Source organism: Sorangium sp. So ce117, assembly GCF_051524395.1.
Taxonomy (GTDB): Bacteria; Myxococcota_A; Polyangia; order Polyangiales; family Polyangiaceae; genus Sorangium; species Sorangium cellulosum_B.
In genome coordinates this window covers 3,470,246-3,491,344 of the sequence record NZ_CP150309.1, presented here as the reverse complement: position 1 = coordinate 3,491,344, position 21,099 = coordinate 3,470,246, and the positions used below count along the sequence as shown (strand labels likewise).

18 protein-coding genes and 1 tRNA gene are annotated in these 21,099 nt (G+C 72.5%); 10 read left to right on the top strand and 9 right to left on the bottom strand.

Annotated features, from left to right (window positions below; genetic code table 11):
• Positions 1 to 170: 170 nt before the first annotated feature.
• Positions 171 to 1,199 carry a cytochrome d ubiquinol oxidase subunit II gene (locus tag WMF46_RS13205; RefSeq protein ID WP_437985938.1) on the bottom strand — a complete coding sequence of 343 codons (1,029 nt, stop codon included), beginning with the start codon at positions 1,197 to 1,199 and terminating at the stop codon, positions 171 to 173.
• Entirely contained in the window at positions 1,189 to 2,604 is a 1,416-nt protein-coding gene (locus tag WMF46_RS13200) for a cytochrome ubiquinol oxidase subunit I (RefSeq protein WP_437985937.1), read from the bottom strand. The genes WMF46_RS13205 and WMF46_RS13200 overlap by 11 nt, the downstream gene beginning before the upstream one ends.
• Before the next feature lie 146 nt (positions 2,605 to 2,750).
• Between WMF46_RS13200 and WMF46_RS13195 the strand changes: the two genes are divergently transcribed.
• From WMF46_RS13195 to WMF46_RS13185, 3 genes are read left to right on the top strand one after another with little or no spacing between them, the layout of a single operon-like run.
• Positions 2,751 to 4,061, top strand: coding sequence for a thymidine phosphorylase (locus tag WMF46_RS13195; RefSeq protein ID WP_437985936.1), 1,311 nt, complete (start codon positions 2,751 to 2,753; stop codon positions 4,059 to 4,061).
• 59 nt (positions 4,062 to 4,120) lie between these two features.
• Positions 4,121 to 5,143: a sensor histidine kinase gene (locus tag WMF46_RS13190; RefSeq protein WP_437985935.1), complete on the top strand. Its 1,023-nt coding sequence runs from the start codon at positions 4,121 to 4,123 to the stop codon at positions 5,141 to 5,143.
• Between the two features lie 49 nt (positions 5,144 to 5,192).
• Complete coding sequence (locus WMF46_RS13185; RefSeq protein WP_437985934.1) at positions 5,193 to 5,897, top strand: response regulator transcription factor; 705 nt, start codon at positions 5,193 to 5,195, stop codon at positions 5,895 to 5,897.
• A gap of 76 nt (positions 5,898 to 5,973) precedes the next feature.
• On the opposite strand, the gene WMF46_RS13180 is transcribed toward WMF46_RS13185, so the two are convergent.
• The 3 genes from WMF46_RS13180 to WMF46_RS13170 all read right to left on the bottom strand — a co-directional run bounded on the left by WMF46_RS13180 (position 5,974) and on the right by WMF46_RS13170 (position 8,623).
• The gene (locus WMF46_RS13180; protein WP_437985810.1) at positions 5,974 to 7,359 is read right to left on the bottom strand and encodes an IS4 family transposase; all 1,386 of its coding nucleotides are present in this window, start codon (positions 7,357 to 7,359) and stop codon (positions 5,974 to 5,976) included.
• A gap of 226 nt (positions 7,360 to 7,585) precedes the next feature.
• Complete coding sequence (locus WMF46_RS13175; protein WP_437299476.1) at positions 7,586 to 8,026, bottom strand: hypothetical protein; 441 nt, start codon at positions 8,024 to 8,026, stop codon at positions 7,586 to 7,588.
• Positions 8,027 to 8,155: 129 nt separating this feature from the next.
• Complete coding sequence (locus tag WMF46_RS13170) at positions 8,156 to 8,623, bottom strand: DUF3293 domain-containing protein (protein WP_012235064.1); 468 nt, start codon at positions 8,621 to 8,623, stop codon at positions 8,156 to 8,158.
• A gap of 284 nt (positions 8,624 to 8,907) precedes the next feature.
• On the opposite strand from WMF46_RS13170, the gene WMF46_RS13165 reads away from it, so the two are divergent.
• From WMF46_RS13165 to WMF46_RS13135, 7 genes are all read left to right on the top strand, one after another.
• Positions 8,908 to 9,987 carry an ABC transporter ATP-binding protein gene (locus tag WMF46_RS13165; RefSeq protein WP_437985933.1) on the top strand — a complete coding sequence of 360 codons (1,080 nt, stop codon included), beginning with the start codon at positions 8,908 to 8,910 and terminating at the stop codon, positions 9,985 to 9,987.
• Positions 9,984 to 10,730 carry an ABC transporter permease gene (locus WMF46_RS13160; RefSeq protein WP_437908836.1) on the top strand — a complete coding sequence of 249 codons (747 nt, stop codon included), beginning with the start codon at positions 9,984 to 9,986 and terminating at the stop codon, positions 10,728 to 10,730. Before WMF46_RS13165 ends, WMF46_RS13160 begins: the two co-directional genes overlap by 4 nt.
• A complete protein-coding gene (locus tag WMF46_RS13155; protein WP_437985932.1) occupies positions 10,730 to 12,424 on the top strand; it encodes a GldG family protein in 1,695 nt (564 codons plus the stop codon). The genes WMF46_RS13160 and WMF46_RS13155 overlap by 1 nt, the downstream gene beginning before the upstream one ends.
• The gene (locus WMF46_RS13150) at positions 12,424 to 14,763 is read left to right on the top strand and encodes a DUF4340 domain-containing protein (protein WP_437985931.1); all 2,340 of its coding nucleotides are present in this window, start codon (positions 12,424 to 12,426) and stop codon (positions 14,761 to 14,763) included. Before WMF46_RS13155 ends, WMF46_RS13150 begins: the two co-directional genes overlap by 1 nt.
• 70 nt (positions 14,764 to 14,833) lie before the next feature.
• Positions 14,834 to 15,748, top strand: a complete 915-nt coding sequence (locus tag WMF46_RS13145; RefSeq protein WP_437985930.1) for an SH3 domain-containing protein — start codon at positions 14,834 to 14,836, stop codon at positions 15,746 to 15,748.
• A gap of 112 nt (positions 15,749 to 15,860) precedes the next feature.
• Entirely contained in the window at positions 15,861 to 16,442 is a 582-nt protein-coding gene (locus WMF46_RS13140) for a hypothetical protein (protein WP_437985929.1), read from the top strand.
• 129 nt (positions 16,443 to 16,571) lie between these two features.
• On the top strand, positions 16,572 to 16,913 hold the full coding sequence (locus tag WMF46_RS13135; RefSeq protein WP_437985928.1) for a hypothetical protein: 342 nt from the start codon (positions 16,572 to 16,574) through the stop codon (positions 16,911 to 16,913).
• A 222-nt stretch (positions 16,914 to 17,135) separates the two neighbouring features.
• Here the strand turns inward: WMF46_RS13135 and WMF46_RS13130 are convergent, their stop codons facing one another.
• From WMF46_RS13130 to WMF46_RS13115, 4 genes are all read right to left on the bottom strand, one after another.
• The gene (locus tag WMF46_RS13130) at positions 17,136 to 17,621 is read right to left on the bottom strand and encodes a response regulator (RefSeq protein WP_437552260.1); all 486 of its coding nucleotides are present in this window, start codon (positions 17,619 to 17,621) and stop codon (positions 17,136 to 17,138) included.
• Positions 17,622 to 17,962: 341 nt separating this feature from the next.
• Positions 17,963 to 18,035 (bottom strand) — tRNA-Phe (locus tag WMF46_RS13125).
• Between the two features lie 84 nt (positions 18,036 to 18,119).
• Positions 18,120 to 19,031, bottom strand: a complete 912-nt coding sequence (locus WMF46_RS13120) for a hypothetical protein (protein ID WP_437985927.1) — start codon at positions 19,029 to 19,031, stop codon at positions 18,120 to 18,122.
• Positions 19,028 to 21,055, bottom strand: coding sequence for a M1 family metallopeptidase (locus WMF46_RS13115; protein ID WP_437985926.1), 2,028 nt, complete (start codon positions 21,053 to 21,055; stop codon positions 19,028 to 19,030). The genes WMF46_RS13120 and WMF46_RS13115 overlap by 4 nt, the downstream gene beginning before the upstream one ends.
• Positions 21,056 to 21,099: the final 44 nt, after the last annotated feature.

The following is a 21,099-nucleotide window of genomic DNA, read 5'->3' as shown; positions in this document are numbered from 1 at the left end:
GGTCCCAGGAATGCAATGGGCGACCAGCATCGCCCCATCGCCCCCTAGCGCCCGGACGGACACAGAGCCACTGTTCAGCCAGCCGTCCTCACGCCTCTCCTGCGGGTAGGTCGAGGTGGTGCATCAGATTTGGCCACCGCGACTTCCACGTACGTCGGCCCCACTCCGGCTCAATGGTCGTCGTCGCCGTCCGACGCAGCCCCCGCCCGGCCGCTGCCGAAGACGCGGAAGAGCACGTACAGCGATGGGAACAGCAGCACGGATCCGACGCCGAGCACCCAGACAAGCAATCGCAACGTCCTCGGGTTCGCCGCCGCCCCCTCGAGCGTCACGTCGGGCACCACCAGGAACGGGTACTGCGAGGCCGCCCAGCCGAGCAGGATCAGCGTGACCTGCGCCGCCGCCGCGAAGCGCGCCAGACGGAAACGGCGGGTCCACAACGCGAAGAACGCCGCGGTGGCCGCGAGGCCCGTCGTGACGTGGAGCGGCCACGTGATCGGATGATCCGTCAGCCCCTCTCGAATGAGCGGGGCGCCCCGGAACGACGCCGCGAACGACGCCAGCGCGAGCGCCGCCACAACGCAGCCCGAGACGAGCGCGCGCCGCCGGAAATCGTCGACCAGCGCAGGCTCCTTCGCCTCGTTCGTCAGGTACACCGCCGCCAGGAACGCGAACAGCGCCAGCGCGAACAGCCCCACCACGAACGGAAACAGGGAGAGCCACGGCGCGAAGAAGCCGCTCGTCACTACCCCCGACGCCACCCGGATCCGCCCGGACGCCACCGCGCCGACGATCATGCCGAGCAGCACAGGCGCGATCACGCTCGCGAGCGAGAAGACGAACCCCCAGCGCTTCTGCCGCCGATCCCCCCGGGAGTCGTAGCTGCGAAAGCTGAACGCCGAGCCGCGAAACACGACGCCAACGAGGAACAGCGTGAGGGGGACGTGCAGCGCGATCGAGATCGCCGCGAACGCGGGAGGAAACGCGGTGAAGAGCAGCACCACGACCAGGATGAGCCACACGTGGTTGGCCTCCCAGATCGGGCCGATGACCCGCTCGATGAGGGCGCGCTGCTCCCGCTTCCGCGGGCCGGAGGCGAGCAGATCCCACACGCCGCCGCCGAAATCGGCGCCCCCGAGCAGCGCGTAGAGCACGAGCGCCGCCATCATCACCCCGCCGATGAACCACTCAGTGCGCATCGGCCTCGCCTCCCCCGGACGCGCGCGGCGCGCTGCCGCCGCCAGTCCCCCCGAACGGCGCGCCGCCGCCGCCAGTCCCCCCGAGCCGCGCGCCGCCGCCGCCCGTCACCCCGAGCGGCGCCGCGCGGAGCTGGCGCACCAGCAGGTAGACCACCACCACGCCGAGGAAGACATAGAGCGCCGTGAACGTCCAGAAAGGCGCCGCGAGGTGCGGGAACGGGGTCACCGCGTCGCGCGTGCGCATCGCGCCCCGCACAATCCACGGCTGGCGACCGAGCTCCGTCACCAGCCAGCCCGCCTCCATCGCCACGATGCCGAGCGGGCTCGCCAGGATCGCCGCCCAGAGGAACGGGCGCTGATCCGGGATCCCCCTGCGGCGCCACGCGAGCACCGCCCCGACCACCGCGAGCAGCGCCATCGCGGAGCCCGCGCCCACCATCACCTGAAACGAGAGGTGCGTCGCCGTGACCGGCGGCCACTCGTCCCGCGGGACCGCATCCAGCCCCGGCACCACCGCGTCAGGATCCGCGTGCAGGAACACCGAGAGCCCCGCCGGGATCTCGATCGCGTAGTCGACCTCGCCCCGCTCCACGTCGGGCAGGCCGCCGACGAGGAGCGGCGCGCGGGCCGAGGTCTCGAAGTGCGCCTCCATCGCCGCGAGCTTGGCGGGCTGCCCCCTCCCGACCTCCACCGCCGCGTAGTGACCGACGAGCGGCTGCGCCAGCGCCGTCACCCCGGCGACCACGAGCGTCACCGCGAACGCCTTGCGGAACAGCGGGCTCGACGGGTGCCGCAGGAGCACCAGCGCGTGGATCCCCGTCATCACGAACGCCGTCGCCTGATAACACGCGAGGATGCCGTGCAGCGTCTCGTGCTTCCACGGCGGGCTGAACATCGCCGCGACCGGGTCGATGTTCGCCGGGCGCCCGTCGACCATCGTGAACCCGGCAGGGTCGTTCATGCACGCGTTCACAAGGATCACGAAGAACGCGGACAGCGCGCCGCTCAGCGCGACCATCGCGCCCGAGAGCAGGTGCAGCCTCGGCGAGAGCTTGCCGCGCCCGTAGAGATAGATGCCGAGGAAGATCGCCTCCGTGAAGAACGCGAACCCCTCGAGCGAGAACGGGAGCCCTATCACCTCTCCGAACGTCCCCATGAAGCTCGGCCACAGGAGCCCGAGCTCGAACGAGAGCACTGTCCCCGACACGGCGCCCACAGCGAACAGGATCGCCGTCCCCTTCGCCATGCGCTTCGAGAACTCGAGGTAGTCTCGATCGCCCGTCCGGTGCCAGAGCGCGTCCGCGATGACCATGATCAGCGGCAACGCCACCCCGGCGGCGGCGAAGATCATGTGAAATGCCAGCGACAGGCCCATCTGGGCCCGGGCGTAGAGGAGGCTGTTCATGAGGCCCTTTGCGGCTCCCTTCTCCCGCGCGACCGTGACCGACGCCGTGTCCGCTCTCCTGCGGGGACGGTCCGCGCGCTCCCGCCGACCATAGGGGGGCCCGCGCCAGGGACAAATAGGGGCGAACCCGGGTAAGCTCGACGCCGATGCAGACCCTTGTCGAGCTCGTCGCGAAGAAGCGCGACGGCGGGCGGCTGTCCGAGGACGAGATCGCGCGGATCGTCCGCGCCCTCAGCGACGGCGAGCTCGCCGATTACCAGATGGCCGCGCTGCTCATGGCGATCTTCTTCCGCGGCATGGACGACGCCGAGACCGTCGCGCTCACGCGCGCGATGCTCCACTCGGGCGACGTCCTCGATCTGTCCGGCGTGCCCGGACGGAAGGTCGACAAGCACTCGACCGGCGGCGTCGGCGACAAGGTCTCGATCTGCCTCGCCCCCCTCGTCGCCGCCTGCGGCGTCCCCGTCCCGATGGTGTCCGGCCGCGGCCTCGGCCACACCGGAGGCACCCTCGACAAGCTCGAGGCGATCCCGGGGTTCGACGTCGCGCTCGACGCCGACGCGTTCGCGCGCATCGTCCGCGAGGTGGGGACGTGCATGATCGGGCAGACCGCGCGGATCGCGCCCGCGGACAAGCGCATCTACGCGCTGCGCGACGTGACCGCCACGGTCGAGTCGATCCCGCTCATCGTCGCCAGCATCCTCTCGAAGAAGCTCGCGGAGGGCATCGACGCGCTCGTGCTCGACGTCAAGGTCGGGCGCGGCGCGTTCATGAAGACCCTCGGCGACGCCCGCGCCCTCGCGACCGCGCTCGTGCGCGTCGGGACGGCGGCCGGCAAGCGCGTCTCCGCGCTGCTCACCGACATGAGCGCGCCGCTGGGGCGCACCGTCGGCAACGCCATCGAGACCCGCGAGGCGATCGAGGTGCTGCACGGCCGCGGGCCGGGCGACCTCGTCGCGTGCACGCTCGCCCTCGGCGAGGAGATGCTGATCGCGGGCGGCGCAGCGGCGAGCGCGGCCGAGGCGCGGCCGAAGCTCGAGGCCGCCATCGCGAGCGGCGCGGCGGCCGAGGTCCTCGCGCGGATGATCGCCGCGCAGAAGGGCGATCCGGCCGTGGTGCACGACGCCGGCCGGCTGCCCAGCGCCCCCGTCGTGGTCGAGGTCGCCGCGCAGGACGAGGGTTACGTCGCCGCCGTCGATCCGCTGGAGATCGGCCTGTCGGCGGTCGCGCTCGGCGCCGGGCGGACGCGCGCCGACCAGCGCGTGGACCCCGCCGTGGGGATCGAGCTCGCCGCGGTGCGCGGCGATCGCGTGGACCGCGGCGCGCCCCTCGCCCGCATCCACGCGCGCCGGGCGGACGACGCGCGGGCCGCGGCCGATCGCGTCCGCGCCGCCTTCCGGATCGGCCCGGCGCCCGCCGAGGCGCCCGCGCTCGTGCTGGAGCGGATAGAGGCATAGCCGCGCGCGGGCGCTCGCGGCGGCTCGCCGGCGGCGCGGGGCCCCACTAAGCTGCCGGCATGCGGACCCCGAGGCGCGACCTCACCACGCTCGGCTACCGGCGGATCATCCAGCTCCTCGTCTACCTGGTGATCATCCCCGGCGTGCTCCTGTCGGGCGTCGGCTTCCTCCTGCTCGTCCTCGGCGAGGCCCAGTACAACCTCATCATGGGGATCATCGTCCTCACGTTCTGCGGGACGCTCGCGACCGGGGTCATCCTCGTGTGGGTCTTCCTCCGGCGCGAGCGCAACCTGTCCGAGCTCCAGGCCGATTTCGTGTCCAAGGTCTCGCACGAGCTGCGCACCCCGCTCACGTCGATCCGGATGTTCACCGAGACCCTCACGCTCCGGCGCGGCGACACGATCAGCGAGGATCGCTGCATCGAGGCGCTCACCAAGGAGAGCGCCCGCCTCCAGCAGCTCATCGATCGGCTGCTCGACTGGGGGCGGATGGAGAGCGGCCGGCGCGTCTACGAGCTCTCGGAGCACCACCTCGGAGAGATCGCCGACGAGGCGATCCACGCCTTCGAGCCGACCCGCGAGAAGCGCAGCGTCGACCTCGACGTCTCCATCGACGCGAACCTCCCGCCCGTGCTCTGCGATCGCAGCGCGCTCGTCGACGCGATCGTGAACCTCCTCTCGAACGCCTACAAGTACGCCGGTCAGCCGAGGAAGATCAGCGTCTCCGCCCACCTCCTCAAGCGGTCGGCGCTGCTCACGGTCCGCGACAACGGCAAGGGCATCGCCCGCGCGGAGCACAAGCGGATCTTCGAGAAGTTCTACCGGGTCGACGATCTCCTGGCCCGGCAGCAGGAGGGCTCCGGGCTCGGGCTGTCGATCGTCAAGCATGTCATCCGGGCGCACGGCGGCAAGATCCTCGTCGACAGCGAGCCCGGGAAGGGCAGCACGTTCACCCTCGTGCTCCCGCTCCGGAGCATGCCCAAGGCGAGCGCCGAGCGACGCGCGAAGGACGCGGCGCCCGCGAGCGCCGCGGCGCACAACGACGCGTCGGATCACGGCGCCGACGCGAGCGCGCCGCCGTAGCGCGGCCGGCGCCGGTCTGGACATGAACATGCTAGAGGACCTCCTCAGCATGAGCCGAACCCCTCAGACACCGGCGCGGACCGTCCTGCTCGTGGAGGACGACCCCAGCATCGCGATGGGTCTCGAGATGAACCTGAGCGCCGAGGGGTACCGCGTCGTCGTGGCCGAGGACGGCGAGCGCGGGCTCGCGCTGGCCCGCGGCGGCGGGATCGATCTCATCATCATCGACGTGATGCTCCCCCGGCTGAACGGCTTCGAGCTGCTCCGCATGCTCCGGAACGAGCGGCGCACCCTGCCGGCGATCATGCTGTCCGCGCGCGGCGCCGAGATGGACAAGGTGATGGGCCTCGAGCTCGGCGCCGAGGACTACATCACGAAGCCGTTCAGCCTGGCCGAGCTGCTCGCGCGCGTGAAGGCCGTGCTCCGGCGCGACGCGATCGCGCGCGCCGACGGGGCGCAGCTGCGCGCCGGCGACATCGTGATCAACGCGGCGACGCGCGAGGTCCGCCGCGGCGACGCGCTGATCGAGCTCACGGCGACCGAGTTCGACGTGCTGTTCTGCCTCGCCGAGGCGGGCGGCCGGGTCCTGTCGAGGGAGCAGATCCAGGCCAAGGTCTGGGGCCCGACGCACCACGGGACCCCGCGCACCATCGACAATTTCATCCTCCAGCTCCGCAACAAGCTGGAAGAGAACGCGACGACGCCGCGCCACCTGCTGACGGTGCGCGGTGTCGGCTATCGCTTCGTCCCCTAGAGCGGCGGTCACCCGCTTCGGATACGGGCCCACCTCGACGTTTTCGGTGCTCAGCGCACCGGAGTCTCAGGATTGATCATATTTTCCCCACCTCCCTCGCGGCACTCCAGCCCTGGACGAGGGTGAGGAGTTGCTCGTAGCCACGGCCCAAGGTCTGCCAGCCGGGCTCGCCGTTTCGCCGGAGGTGTCCGCCGAGCCCGGCGATGGCCAGGAAGGCATCGCGGGCCGTGGCGTTCTCGGGCAGGGGCTTGCGCGCGAAGACCCGCAGCACCTGGAGCTGGGTGGGCGTGAGCACGGCGGTCGCGGGCTGCTCCGGAGCGCGCCGAGCCTCGCTGCGCAGCAGCAATAGCTGCCAGGCGATGGGCGCGAAGAGCGCCAGCACGTTGCGCAAGCCGTGCAGGTCCTCGATCTGGCGCTTCTCGTAGGCGCATCCGGTCTTCAGGGCCTTGAAGAACTCCTCCACCATCCAGCGCGCCCGGTACCAGTCGACCAGCTGCGTCAGTTGCTCGACGGACTCGACCGGCTCGCTCGTCAGCAGCACCCACTCGACCGGCGCTTCGCCCGGCGGCGGCTCGATCTCCCAGACGCGTACGACCTGAAGCGAGAGCGTCGCCGGCAGCTCGCGCGGCTGGGATCTCGGTCGCCGCAGGGTCACGCGCGTGCTTCCAAGGGCGAGCTTGGCCAAGCGTCCTGCGCGCGGAGGATGCAGCCGTTTCTGTTGAGGGCTGCGATTGCCCGCCGGCCGTGGGGAAAGCTCTACCTCGCGTACGGCCACCGCTTGAACCTGCGCGAGCGCCTGCTCGAGCTTGGCCTCCTCTCCGAGGGCGTCAGCCTCGACGAGGCGATTGTGCGCGAGCCGAATCACGAACCGATGCCCTGCGCTCAAAAGCTGCGCGAACAGGCCGTAGTCGTCGCCTTCGCGGTCCATGACGTGCACCACATCGTGCGGAGCAGCGCCCAAGGCCGCGACTCGCTCCACCTGCTCTCCCCAGCGATCGTGCTCGTTGTCGGTCGTGCCGTCGTCGCGCACGTGCGTGCTCAGATCGAGCACGCCGAGCGGGCGGCGCGTTCCATCGCCGCTGACCGCCAGCGTGAAGTGGGCGAAGAACGTCTGCCCCGAGGAGCGCAGACGTCCGAGCCCTTGCCGCTGGCCGTCCGAGCGGAAGGAGAGGGTCGTGGTGTCATGGATGGCGAGCACGACCGGCTCGGCCTCCATGCGCGCGAGGGTGGCGCGAACATGCGGCGCCAGAATCGCCGCGGGCGTGACGGCGTCGTTGCCGAAGAAACGGTACGCCGCCTCCAGCTCGCTGTCGGACAGCAGCGAAGGGAAGCTCTTGTCCGGCGCTTGCGCCAGCTTCTCCACCAGCTTGGTCTGGCGCTTCGAAAGCCGCGCATCGCCGAAGTGCGCGTCGCTCATCTCCTCGGCGAGTGCCGCTGCGTGCTCTGCTGCGGGTGAACCCATCCGCAGCTTTGATCACGTCGCCCAGCACACATCAAGCGAGATATGTAGGATCCTGAGACCGGAGTGCGCTTGCGCGCCGAAAACGCCGATCTGGGCCCGTCTCCTGTGCGGGAGACCGTCGCTCTGTTGGGCATGTGGGCGGAAACCGCTGTAAGGCGGCGCCGCGCTGCGGGGCGGCCCGAGCCCGCGGTGATCGGAGGGCGAGCGCTCCGGGGGGCGCGCTCCGTCAGGGCGCCTGACAGAACTTGTTGATGTTGTCGACGAGGGGATCTTCCTGCTTGATCGCCTTCTCGATCGACGCCTGGGCGGCGTTGCTCTTCTCCGCGTCGTTGGCGTCCGCCGCGGTCGCGAGATCGCGCGCCGCCTTGGCGACGTCCTTCGCCATGGCCTGGTACTCGCCCGAGAACTTCTGCAGCTCCGGGGTGGTCAGCTTCACCTGCGCCGCGTCGGCCGCCACCTTGTCCATCGCGTCGGCCATCGCCTTCAGCTCGCTCGACCCGCCCTGGTCGGTGCCGGCCTTGGTGCCTTTCTCGATGCTCTGAACGCCCTTGTTGATGACCTCGATGAGCGCGTTGCACTCCGAGACCTTGTTCTGGCCGCAGCCGCCAGCGCCGGCGACGAGCCCGAGCGCTGCGACGAGCGCTGCGAGGGTGACCTGGGTGCGCATTCTGCTGTGTCTCCTCATGTGGTGAGCGAGGCCGGTCCGCCCATCCCTAAACGCCTAGGCATGAACCCACATTTTGCGGGTACGTTTCAACATGGAATCGGCGATCCGCGTCCACGGCCGCCGCGTGGGTCAGGACCGCACCCGCCAGTTCCCCTGGAAAGTTCGGCCGATGTCGTCGGCTGTCGGATCGGTGATGATGAGCTCCGGCCGGCCGCCTTGCGCGAACACGATCGTGTTCTGCCGGAAGACGCGGCCGAAGGCGATCGCCTCGTCCCGGTCCATGCCGTGGACGAGCCACGCCGGCTCGCGCCAGATGCCCTCCGGCTCCGCCTCGGAGCCGACACACGGCTCCACCCGGTAACAGCCGAGGATCAGGAGATCGCGGAGGACGTGGTGGCGCTGATCGTTGACCCGGCGGGGGATGAGCATCGAGCGCGGGTTGTAGGCGGTGAGCACCGCGAACTTGCGGGTCAGGAGCTCGGGAAGCCCGGCCTGATCCTGGACGATCTCGCCGTCCAGCGAGACGCGCAGCGTCCCCGCCGGGGTGGGGAACTCGTAGATGGTCGAGAAATACGACCGGAGGAGCGTCTGATCCATCGTGCAGCGGTGGTGTGAGGGGGCCGCGGCGCTCGGCGCACCGGGTGCGTCGCCTTGCAGAAGGGCCCGTGGCGTGAGCGCCCGGGCCGCCGGGCGCGACGGCGCAGGGTTACCAGAGACGCGCGGCTCTGGCTACTCGCCGGCGCCGCTCGTCGCCAGACCACCGCCAGAGCCCGGCGCGCGCTTCCCCTGCCCCGCCCGGTGCGCTAAGCGTTCCGCGCGATCGACCGGCCTGCCCGCGCGCACCGCGCCGGCGGCCCTGACCCCCTGCGCCCGATGCCACGATGATCGAGGTCGAGCACCTCTCCAAGTCCTACGGTCCCCACCAGGCGGTGAGCGACCTCTCATTCCAGGTGAGCCAGGGGGAGGTCGTCGGGTTCCTCGGGCCGAACGGCGCAGGCAAGAGCACGACCCTCCGCATCCTCGCGGGGTTCCTCGGCGCGACGTCCGGCCGGGTGCGGATCGCCGGCCACGACATCACCGAGGAGCCGATGCGCGCGCGGGCCTCGCTCGGGTACATGCCCGAGACCTCGCCGCTCTACCCGGAGATGCGCGTCTCGGAGTACCTCGCGTTCCGCGCCGAGCTGAAGCTCGTGCCGCGGCGCGCCCGCGGCGAGGCCGTCGCGCGCGCCCTCCGCGACGCGCGCGTCGAGGACGTCGCGAGCGTCCTGATCGGCCACCTCTCGAAGGGCTACCGCCAGCGGGTCGGCCTCGCGGACGCGCTCGTCGGCGACCCGCCGCTGCTCATCCTGGACGAGCCGACGGCGGGCCTCGATCCGAACCAGATCCGCGAGGTGCGCGCGCTCGTGCGCGGGCTCGGCCGCGACCGTACCGTGCTCCTCTCGACGCACATCCTCTCCGAGGTCGAGGCGACGTGCACGCGGGCGCTCGTGATCGCCCGCGGGAGGCTCGTGGCGGAGGGATCCATCGACGAGCTCCGCGCGATGCGCCGGTCGTCCGGCGCGCGCGTCGTCGTGCGCGGGGCGGCGGACGCGGCGCTCGCGGTGGCGCGCGGCGCGGCGCAGGTCCGCTCGGCCGAGGCGGAGGACGCCGGCGAGGCGGCGCGGCTCACGGTCGAGTTCGACGCCGGCGCCGACGCGGGCGAGGCCGCCGAGCGCCTCGTCGCCGCGCTGGTCGCCGCGGGCTTCGGGGTGCGCGAGCTCGTCCCCTGGGCCCCTTCGCTGGAGCAGGTCTTCTCCGAGCTGACCGCGGCCGACGACGCCGGCGCGCGGGGCGGCGCCGGAGAGCCGGCCGAGCCCGGGGCGGGCGGCGGCGAGGCGCCTCGGCCGGCGGCCGGGAGCCGGAAGAAGAAGGGCAGCGCGGCCCCGCGCGGCGAGGGCGGCGCGGGGAAGGAGCGGCGGTGAGGGGCTTCTGGCCGATCTTCAAGCGGGAGCTCTTCTCGCTCTTCGTGACGCCGCTCGCGTGGGTGCTGATCACCACGTTCCTGCTGGTGCAGGGCGTGCACTTTTTCCTGATCGCGACGCAGTTCGCCGGCGAGGTGGAGCTCTCCGCCGACACGGGCCCGGTGCAGGTCTTCTTCGGCCAGACGATCCTGATCTACCTGCCGCTGCTCTTCGTCTGCCCGCTGCTCACGATGCGGCTCTTCGCGGAGGAGCGCAGGAGCGGCACCATCGAGGCGCTCCTGACGGCGCCGGTCGGCTCCGCCGGCGTGGTGCTGGCGAAGTACGCCGCGGCCCTCGTGACGTACGTCGCGATGTGGGCGCCGACGGTGCTCTACGTCGTCCTCATCGGCAGGACCGGCGAGCTCGACTGGCGGGTCGTGGGGTCGAGCTACCTCGCCGTCTTCGCGGTCGGCGCCGGCTACCTCGCGATCGGGACGATGACCAGCGCGCTCACGAAGAGCCAGCTCATGGCCGCGGTGCTCAGCACGATGGCGGTGATGGGCATGTTCATCCTCGGCATCGGCGAGTTCATCTTCCCGGACGGCCCGGCCCACGACCTCTGCGCCTACGTCTCGGTGTGGACGCAGATGAACGACTTCTCCCGCGGGATCGTCGATCTGCGCCGCCTCGTGTTCGACGGGACGGTGGTCGCGCTGCCGCTGTTCGTGACCGTGCGCGCGGTCGACGCGTGGAGGTGGGGCTGATGTCCGGAGAGCGGCCCGCGCAAGCCGGGGCTCCGCCGCCGGGCACCTCGCTCGGCGAGAAGCTCTCGACGAGCGTCGGGATCATCGCGGCGATGGTGCTCGCGGTGCTCGTCAACCTGCTCGTCGCCCGCCACTACAGGCGCTGGGACTGGACGCAGGGCGGCCTGTACACGCTGAGCGACGCGACCGTCTCGACGCTGCGCTCGATCGAGGAGCCGATCCGCGTCTACGTCCTGCTCTCGGAGGGCGACCCCCTGACGCTCTCGGTGCGGCACCTGCTCGACGCGTACCGGGCCGAGAACCCGCGGATCGAGGTCGAGGTGACCGATCCCGACCGGCGCCCGGCGGAGTTCCTGGCGGTGCAGCAGCGCTACGGCGTCGTCGCGGGCAAGACGGACGACGGGCGCATCGTCACGGACGCGGCGATCATCGTCGCGCGCGGCGATCGGCCCCATTTCCTGGCGGCGAGCGACCTGGTTGAGGTCGAGGACGAGGACGACCTGCGGTCGCGCCCGCGGCTCGAGCAGGCGCTCACCGGCGCGCTCCGGAGCGTCCTGCGCAGCGAGCGGCCGCTGATCTGCTTCGCGGCCGGGCACGGCGAGAAGTCGATCGAGGCCGGCGGCGCCGGCGGGCTCGCGGCGCTGAAGGACCGGCTCAACAAGAACAACTACGAGGTCGTGGCGCTCGGCGGCGGCCGCGGCGCGGATGGCCACGGCGCGGACGGCCACAGCGACGAGGAGGAGGCTTTCGCCGCGCCGCGGGAGCCCGCGCCGGAGGTCGATCTCGACCGCTGCCGGGTGCTCGTCCTCGCCGGGCCGAGCCGGCCGGTGCCGGCGAGCGACGTGGCCCGCTACCGCGCGTTCATCGAGAAGGGCGGCAGCGCGCTGATCGCGCTCGGGCCCGTGCCGGACGAGAGCGATCAGCGGTACGTGGACCTCGGGCTCTCGGGCCTGCTCGCCGTGGCGGGGGTCGAGCTCCGGTCGGACTTCGTGTTCGAGCTCGACCCGAAGCTCCGGTCGACGCAGGGCTTCGGCGAGACCTTCGCGCCGATCGTCAGGCCGCACCCGATCACCGAGGGGCTCATCAAGGCGGCCGATCTCGGGCTCGGCCCGGTGCTCACGGTGGCGAGCTCGCTCGCGCCCACGGCGAGCGGGCCGGTGGTCCCGGCGCCCCTGCTCGTGACGAGCGACCAGGCGTTCGGCATGGTCGATTTCTTCGGCTGGGCCCGGGACCCGTCCGAACCGAAGCCGCGCGACGGCGATCACCCGGGTCCGCTCACGGTCGCCTGCGCCTCGGAGCTGCCGAAGCCCGCGGGGTCCAGCGCCGCGCACGGGCCGCGCGTCGTGGTGGTCGGCTCGCCCGGCGTGCTCTACGGCGCGAACTGGCAGAGCCCCGAGCTCCGCGGGACCGCCGTGCTCGTCGAGAGCGCGCTGTCCTGGCTCGCGGCGAGCCCGCCCATGCTCGACATCCCGGACAAACCGGCGTTCACGGCGGGCCTGCGGATCAGCGAGGACTCGCTCGCCGGGATCTTCCGCTACGTCATCGTGTACATGCCGCTCGCCGCGGCCCTCCTCGGCCTCGCCGTGTACCTGGCGCGGCGCGGCTCCGAGCGCCGCCCCGGCGACAAAGGGGGCCCCGGCGCGCCGGCCGGACGCGGCGCGTCGGCCGAGGCCGAGCGCGAAGGATCGCCGTGATGCGGCCGCTGCGCCGGCACGCGACGACGCTGCTCCTGGTCGCGCTCGCCGCCGCGGCGGCCATCGCGCTGCTCGTCCTCGACCGGGGCTCGGTGTCCACCGACGAGGCCGAGCGCCGCAAGAAGCACCTGATCGAGTCGTGGCGGCCCGACGAGATCACCGAGCTCACCGTGACGATGGCCGCGCCCGGCGCGCCGCAGACCGCGCGGCTCACCCGCGGCGAGGTCGACGACGCCGGCCAGCGCCCCTGGAACGTCGAGATCGACGGGCAGCGCTACCCGGCCGACGAGCCCACGGTCGACCAGCTCCTCGGCACGCTGGAGTTCGCGACCGCGGAGCGGCGCGTCTCCGCGGAAGCGAGCGACCCGGCCCCCCTCGGCCTGGCCTCGCCCAGGCTCTCGATCGCGCTCGCGATGGGCCCGCGCCGCGAGCGCCTGCTGCTCGGCGGCGGCGCCCCGACGCCGCCCGGCGCGGTCTACGCCGAGGTCGCGGGCCGAGGCGTCTTCGTCATCACGAAGCAGCTCGCCTCGGCCCTCGACGTGGCGCCGGATCGCTTCCGCTCGCGGAGCTTCGTCCCCTACGTCGCCGCCGAGCTCTCGGGCCTCACGCTCGACGGCGACGGCGGCTCGCGGCGGTTCTCGCGCGCCCCCTGGGGCGGCGGCCGCGGGGCCGGCTTCCGCTTCGCGGAGGGCTCGCCCGAGGGCAGCGGCGTCCGGGTCAGCGCACCGGCGCTCGACCTCGTGCTCTCGGCGCTCGGCCGCATGCAGGCCGAGGCGTTCCTCTCCGAGGCGGAAGCGCAGCAGGCCGCGTCCTCCGGCGGCCCCCGGGTCACGCTGACGCTGGAGCCGAGCGATCCCGCCGCGAAGCGCGGCGTGCTCGACGTGGGCGGCGCCTGCCCGGGCCGGCCCGATCACGTCGTCGCGGCGCGGCGCGAGCCCACGCGCGCGGCCGCCTGCGTGCCCGCGAGCGTGCTCGATCCGCTCACCGAGGAGGCGTCGCGCTTCGTCGATCTCGCGCTCGTCGCCGCGCCGCTCGACGAGGTCGCCGAGGTGAAGCTCGCCGCCGGCGAGCGTTCGCTGGAGCTCGCGCGCGCCGGCACCGAGTGGCACCTGCGGGCCCCGCAGGACCGACCTGTCCCGACGGAGACGGGCCGCGCCCTGGTCCAGGCGATCCTCGACATCCGCGCCACGCGCCTCCTGCCCGGGGCGAGCGATCTCACGGCGCTCGGCCTCGCCTCGCCTCGCGCCACCCTCCGCGTCGTCTCGACGCCGCCGGGCGCGATCGCCGAGGGCGAGCCGCAAGAGCGGATCGAGACGCTCGAGATCGGCGCCGAGCAGGCCGGCGTGGTGCACGTCCGGCGGCTCGAGGACGGCGCGATCGCCGAGATCCCGGCCCTGGCCGCCGGCGCGCTCCTCCCTTCCGAGGTGTCGCTGCGCTCCATGAAGGTGTTCGATTTCACCCCCGATCGGGTCAGCGCGCTGCGGATCGAGCGCCCCGGCCTGGTCCAGCGGCTCCGCCGGACGGGCGAGGGCGCCTGGCGGCTCGTCGAGCCGACCGGCGAGGGCCTCGAGGCCGACAGCGGGCTGGCGGACGAGCTCGCCGAGCTGCTCGCCGGCCTCCAGGCCGAGCGCTGGATCGCCGAGGATGCTGGCCAGAGCTACGGGCTCGGCGCGCCCCGGCTCGTGGTCGAGGCCGAGCTCGACCCCGCGCCGGAGCCCGGGGGCGGAAGCACCGGCGCGGCGACGCGCGCCGCCCGGGTGGCGCTCGGCGCGCGCGCCGGCGCGGGCTCCTTCGCGCGCGCCGGGGACGGCGCTGCGGTGTTCGTCGCGCCGCCGGCGCTGGAGGCCGCGGCCGGTCGCCTGCTGCTCCGCCGCGACGTCTTCCTCGTCCCACCGCACGAGATCGCGCGGGTGACGCTGGCCCCTCGGGGCGCGAAGCCGGTCGTGATGGAGCGCTCGCCGGAGGGCTTCACGATCGCGGGAGCGGCCGATCAGGCGAGCGCCGCCGCGCTGGCCGCGAGCGTCCGGGACGCGCTGGCCGATCTTCGGGCCGAGGGCGCCGCCGCGCTGGGCGAGCCGGAGCGGCGCCATGGCCTCGGCCCGCCGCGCCTCCGGGTCAGCGTCGAGCTTTCCCGGCCGCAGGCCGCCCCGGCGGAGGAAAGCGACGCGGTCCCGCCGCGGGCGCCGTCGGGGTCGTTCACGATCGCGATCGGCGCGGGCGACGCCTTCCGCGGCACGAACGTCGTCTACGCCCGGCGCGACGGCGTGCGCGCGGTCTACGCCATCGCGCAGTCCCGGGTGCGACCGCTCCTCGAGGCGGCGGGCATCGCGGGCGACTGAGCGGTCCGCCGCCCGATCGAACGGACTATTTCGTTCTGATGGCTCACCTGTGCTAGGCGACGTGCTGGACATGGCGAAGGCGGACATGGCGAAGAGGCAGCGCCCGCTGACGGTCGACATCCCCCGTCCCGGCGATGAGCAGCCGGTCTGGTCGCGGGTGGGGGTGATCGCGCTGGTGGGGTTTGTCGTCGGCGTCGCGTGGCCCAAGCTCGCCGGCGTCCGCATCGGCCCGAGCGTGCCTTCCGACGTCAAGGCGACGGCCGAGGCCACGGCGGCGCCGGCGTCCCCTCCCCCCGCGGCAGCGGCGCCCGGGACCGCGGAGCCCGAGGCCAAGCCTCCCGAGGCCACCGCGAAGAACCAGCAGCAGGTCGTTGTCGGCCCCGGCAGGATCACGCGCTGCTCCGACAAGAAGAACAAGAAGGTCGAGGACTGCGGAGAGCTCCAGTTCGATCCGATCGCGCTGCCCCGGCTGAAGGAGCTCGCCCAGTGTCCGGCGGCGCTCGGCGTGGACGGCAAGCTCCCGATCGGCTTCGAGCTCAACTTCGAGAAGAAGGAGGTCCAGGTCGTCAAGGGGAAGAAGACGAGCCTGCCGGCCTCGACGGTCAGCAGCATTCTCCAGTGCGCAGCGCGGGAGTTCTCGAACGTGTCCCTCGAGGAAGTCCCGCACAAGTACCGCCGGTATTCCCTCGTTTACACTGCCACCTTCTATCCCCCGGGCGCGCAGGCCGACCCCGCGAAGGCAGAGGCCGGCGGCGGCGAACAGGAGCAGGCCGCCGGCACGACCACGAGCGAGACCGCCGTGAGCGGCCTGGCCACGGTGAGCTGGGACACCGCGCTCGTCCGCGGCGCGCCCAAGGAGGGTGATGTGGTGATGCGGCTGGTGCGTGGCACTCGGGTCAAGCTCGTTGGCCGGCAGAACGATTGGTACAAGATCGAGCACCGCGGCAAGACGGGGTGGATGTACCGCGGCGCCATCGGCCTGTAACCGGGGGCCGCGAGCGTCGGCCTGATGGGAGACACGCAGGCGGCTTCAGGCGCGGATTCCGGGGCCGCGCCCGAGCGAGGGCGCGTCGGTTCGCGTAGAATGGTTGGGGCCGATGACGCGCAAGCTTTCGCTGCCCCTGCTCCGCCTGGCCCGCGCCGACCGCGCGACGGCGCCTGCGTCGGCCACGCCCACCGTGGACGCGGTGCGTGAGCGCCTCGGCGGGCGCGCGTCGACCGAGCCCGGCGTGGGCGAGCTGGTCCTGCTGACCACCGCCACGGGCAAGGCGCTCCCCGGCGTGGTCCTTTGCAGGGGTGGCACCACCGTCGATGTGTGGATTGACACCACCACAACGGCATCATCCACCCCGGACGAAGCGCGAGGCCTGGGCCTCGCGAGCGCCGTGACCCGCCGGGGCGTGGTTCACCGAGCGCGCCCTGCCGACCTCGCGCCGTTGCGCGTCGCTGCGCCCGAGTCGCTGATCGCCATCGCGGCCGACGCGCGCGTCTTCGCGGCCCTGAGCGAGGGCCAGCGCATCCGGTTTCAAGACGGCGGCGATCTCGCCGAAGGCACGCTGGTGGAGAAGTGCCGCTTCGGCGGCCTGGTGCGGCGCGACGACGGCACCCTCCTCGGCGTCGGCTTCCGCCGGCTCTGGCCGGCGCAGTCCGAAGGAGCAAAACGGGGCCAGCGGAACTGAGAGGGAGGCGGGATCGCACACTGGCCAGCTCCCTGGCGCACGTGCGGCTTGTGCCTCCTCCGCGGACGCGATAAGAGGGCCACCGTCATCGTAGCTCGCGCGCTGCGCGTCCAGGTCGGAGGATACCCCTTGAAGCTCGCCCCCTCGTTCACGATCGCCCTCGCGCTCGCCATGCTTCCGGGCTGTGGTGCTTCGCTGTCCGGCCTGTGCGAGGACAAGTGCGATTGCACTGGCTCGTGCAGCGAAAGAGACCAGGTGGAGTGCGTTGACGCCCTCGAGGACGCCGAGAGATCCGCGGAGTACGACGGCTGCGAGGACCAGTTCGACGAGGCCATCTCCTGCATCGACGATGAGTTCGTGTGCGACGGCAACGACGTCGCCATCGCCGGGTGCAACACGGTGATAGAGAACCTGCGCGAATGCGCCGGACTGCCGGTGTCCGGCGCCGTCGTGGCCCAGTTCTTCTTCTGATCGACGGCCGGCGCCAAGCCTGTCGCGCGCCCGCGTGGCTGCTCTGCGCCCCTCGTGACAGGGCACCTCGCGCGAGGCGCGCTCGCGTAGGCGTCGCGGCGGGCCTCGCGCGGCGCCTGCCGTCCCATCTTCCTGCGAGCTGCTCCCGCGCGCGGAGGGCCTTTCCGGTCGCCAGGGTTCGGTCGAAGCAGCGCCTGGCGCGCGCCGAGAGGGCGAGATCGCTTATTCGCCGAGGTGGGTGCGGACCTTCGTGAGCAGCGTATTGCTGTCGAAAGGCTTGATGAGGTAGTCGGTACACCCGTTCGCGAAGCCGATCTTGATGCTCGTCTGATCGCTCCTCGTCGTCATCATGATGATCGGCACGGTCTTCGTCGCATCGAACGCGCGGAGCCACCTGCAGGCCTGGAAGCCGTCCATCGCCGGCATGACGACGTCCATCAGGATGAGATCGGGGCGCTCCGCAATCGCCTTCGCGATGGCCTCCTTGCCGTTGCGCGCGATGATGATGTCGTAGTCGTCCACGCCGAGCGTCAGCTGCTGTGACAGCAGCGAAGTCAGCGAGTCGTCGACGACGAGGATCTTCTTCTTTCGAGCGGTCTCGCTGGCCTGGCTACTTGGCGCGGACGGCCGGCTCCGCGGCGCCGAGTCGGAAGCGGAGGCCGTTTCCGGAGAGCTCTTTCGCGAGGAGTCGACACGACGATCGGCCATGAGGGAGCCTCCATGAGGAGGCGCCGTTCCCTGGGGCGCCTCCGGAGTGTTCAGGTTGCAACGAGTGATCCCCCCGTCACCTTATCAGGATCGCTACCGCACCGGAACCAAGTTCCACTGTCACCCGATGTGGCCAAACCCGCGAAAGTACTCCTGAACAGACCGCTGCGCGCTCACCCGCAGCGAGCTGCCGAGGCCAGCTGGCGAGAGGAGGAGTTAAATGCAAACCTGCGAACCCAAGACAAGCGGCTGCGCCGTGCGGAACGGCTGCTCACGCTCGCGTGTGAGGACGAGGACTGTACGGCGGCGTTTGCTCGCCGGCCTACGCAAAAGAACGGTAGTGCCCAGGGACGGAATCGAACCGCCCACACGAGGATTTTCAATCCTCTGCTCTACCAACTGAGCTACCTGGGCTTGCTGCGGGCCCCGCGCTTACGCTGGAAGCGTCGGTCACGGGCGGGCTACGTTACGCGGATGTAGCCGAATGTCAAGGAATTCTTAGGCGCGCTCCGCGGAGCGATCGAGCAGCCGGAAGGCGGCCGCGAGCCACGAGGCGCGCAGGTAGGCCGCGGCGGCGAGCGCCGCGAGCTGCGCGGCGAACGCGGCCGCGACGCGCGGGCCGGTGCTGACCCCGGCGAGGTGCATGCCCCACGCCCCGCCGGCGAGCGCGACGACCGCGAGGGCGCCCCGGGACGCACAGGCCCAGACGGCCGCGAGCGGAGCACCACGCAGCGCGTCGAGCCCTCTGGAGACGGCGGTGTAGAAGCCCCGCTGCTCACCGACAACGGCGACCCGCGCGAGATCGTGGAGCAGGGCGATGGCCGCGACCGGTACCAGCGCGACAACGGCGACGGCGATCGCCGCAAGGTCGCGGCCGCGCGGCAGGATCGGGAGCTCCGCGCAGAGCTTCGTCCCGGGGAGCAGGACGAGCGCCGCAGCGGCGACCTGCGCCGCGAGCGCGACGCCCCAGAGCAGCGCGAGCGGGCCCAGGGCGCGCGCCGCGCGGCCTCCCAGGTCCTGCGCGGAGAGCGGTCCCTTCTGGCTCAGCGCGGCGAGGAGCACCGCGAGCGGGAGCAGCCCGAGCGCGGCGGCCAGCAGGGTTCCCAGGCCGAGCTGCGTGGCGAGGGCAGCGGCGGCGTGCGCCGAGAGACGCGCGAGCTCGCTGAGCATCAGGCCGCCGGGATCGAAGAGGATCGCGTCGCCGCGCGGGTATCCGCCGACGATCTGGGCCACGAAGACGGACAGCGGCGCCGCGACCACGAGCGAGGCGAGCGCCCGGTAGCCGAAGTACAGCGCGACAGCGGCTGGCCGCTCGTGCGCGGCGGGGCGCCCCGCCGCGCGCCCTGGCTCGGCCACCGCGGCCCCCTGCGATCCCGGATCGCTCGCGCCCCGCTCCGCCGGCGCGCTCATGGCCCGAGGAGCGTGAGCGCGAGCCCCACGGCGAAGCTCGCGCGCGAGAGCACGCCGGGCGCGAGGAGGTCGGGGCGCGATCGGCGCGCGTTGTTCGCGAGGTCCTCGTCGAGCAGCACCCGGTGGTCGGGGTCGATCACCACCGCGACGAGCGGAGAGGCGCCGGCGTAAGGGATCGCGGCGGTGCTCTCGCGCGCATCCCACCGCGCCCGCTGCACGCTCCCGTCCTCGCCGTGCAGCGCGACGTCGACGGGGAGCACGAGCGAGCCGCGGCGCCGCACGACGACGCGACCGCGGTAGCCCGCCGCCTCGATCCCGGCCTCGCCCTGCGCCGGCGCCGCGCCGTCCGCGGGCCATGCGTCGAACGCCTCGACGGTGTAGTCGACCCACGCGCGCTCGAAGAGCCCGGCTCGGAGCGCCTCGGCGGCCTCGTCGCCCACCTCCCGCCGCACCGCGTCGAGCAGCGCCTCGGGGCCGGGGTGCCGGAACCGGTTCTCGCGCGCGTAGCGGCCGACGGCTCGCCGCACGAGGTCCTCGCCGTACACGCCGGCGAGGGTCGCGAGGAGCACCGCGGGCCTCCCGTACACGAGCCCGAGGTAGTCCTTTCCATCGACGAAGCCCGCGGCCGGCTGGGCGACGGCGCCGTTGTGGCCCGACGTGAGCGCGTCGGCGCGGTACTGCGGGCGGAGGTCGATCTCGATCCCGAGCAGGCGCGCCCACGAGCCGTCGCCGTAGCGCGCGCGCAGCGCGTCCGCTTCCGCGTAGGTGGTGAGGCCCTCGTCGAGGAACGGGTAGCGGTGCTCGTTCGTCGCGACGAGGCCGTAGAACCACTGGTGCGCGAGCTCGTGCACCGTGACCGCCTCGACGAAGCGCACGCCCACGGCGGGCCAGAGCCAGCTGCCGCCGGTCGTGATGAGCGTCGGATACTCCATGCCGCCCGCCTCCTCGGCGCCCTCCGGCGGGTGCACGATCGTGAGCGTGCCGTACGGGTAGCGGCCGAACGCCGCGCCGAAGCGCTCGAGGCCGAACCGGACCAGGTCGATCTCCAGCGCCGCCTCGCGCTCGCTCCCCTCGGGGAAGAGGCACCGGATCGCGACGCCGTCGCCGGTCGTGGCGCGCAGCTCGCGGAAGCGGTCCCACGCGGCGAAGGCGAAGTCGTGCACGTCCTCCTGCACGAACCGGCGGATCGCTCGCCCGTCGGCCCGTTGCTCCTCCACGAGCCGACCGGTCGCCCCGACCACGAAGCGCTCGGGGACGTCGACCGTCACGTCGTACGCCCCGAAGTCGGCGTAGAACTCCGAGAGCCGGTGGTAAGGGAAGTGCGCCCAGCGCCCGTCGGGATCGAGGCGCGCGATCTTCGGGAACCACTGCCCCACCATGTGGAAGCTCCCGTGGTGACCCGTCCTGAGCGCGAGCGACGGGAGCTCCGCGTCCCACGCGAGATCGATCGTGATCGCCTCGCCCGGCGCTACGGCCCGCGGCAGCTCCACCCGGATGTCGGTCTCGTCGTCGGGATCGCCGGGCGTCGTGGGCTTCCCGCGGGGCCAGACGTCCGCGCCTTCCATCTCGCGAACCGCGAAGCGGGTCACCTGGATATGCCCGTAATCATAGAGCATTTCTCCACCGCGAAAGCCGTCGATGGACGAGCGGAGGAACACGGTGCGCGGGTCCTTGAAGGCGTTCAGGTAGAGGTGGACGAACAGCTCGCGCTGCGGCTCGCGCGACGCGTTCCGCCAGACCAGCGTGCCCTCGCCGCGCATCGTGTGCTGCGCCGGATCGAGGCGCGCGCGCAGCGTGTAGCTCGCGATCGGATCGGCGTGGGCCGCGAGCTCGGCGTCCGGCGGAGGCGCGGGCGCCGGAGCTGCCAGCGCCTTCGCGGCGCTCGCGCCGGAGGGAGCGGCCGGCGACCGCCGCGCCGGAGCGTCGGGCTCGATCGGCTGGACCGTCGAGAGGAGCGACGCGCCCATGCGGCCGGCGAGCAGCGCGAGGAGGAGACCGACAGCGGCCTGGAGAGCCGTGCGCACCGGTGCAACCTAGCGAGCTTGCGGCATCACGGAAAGGCGGGTCT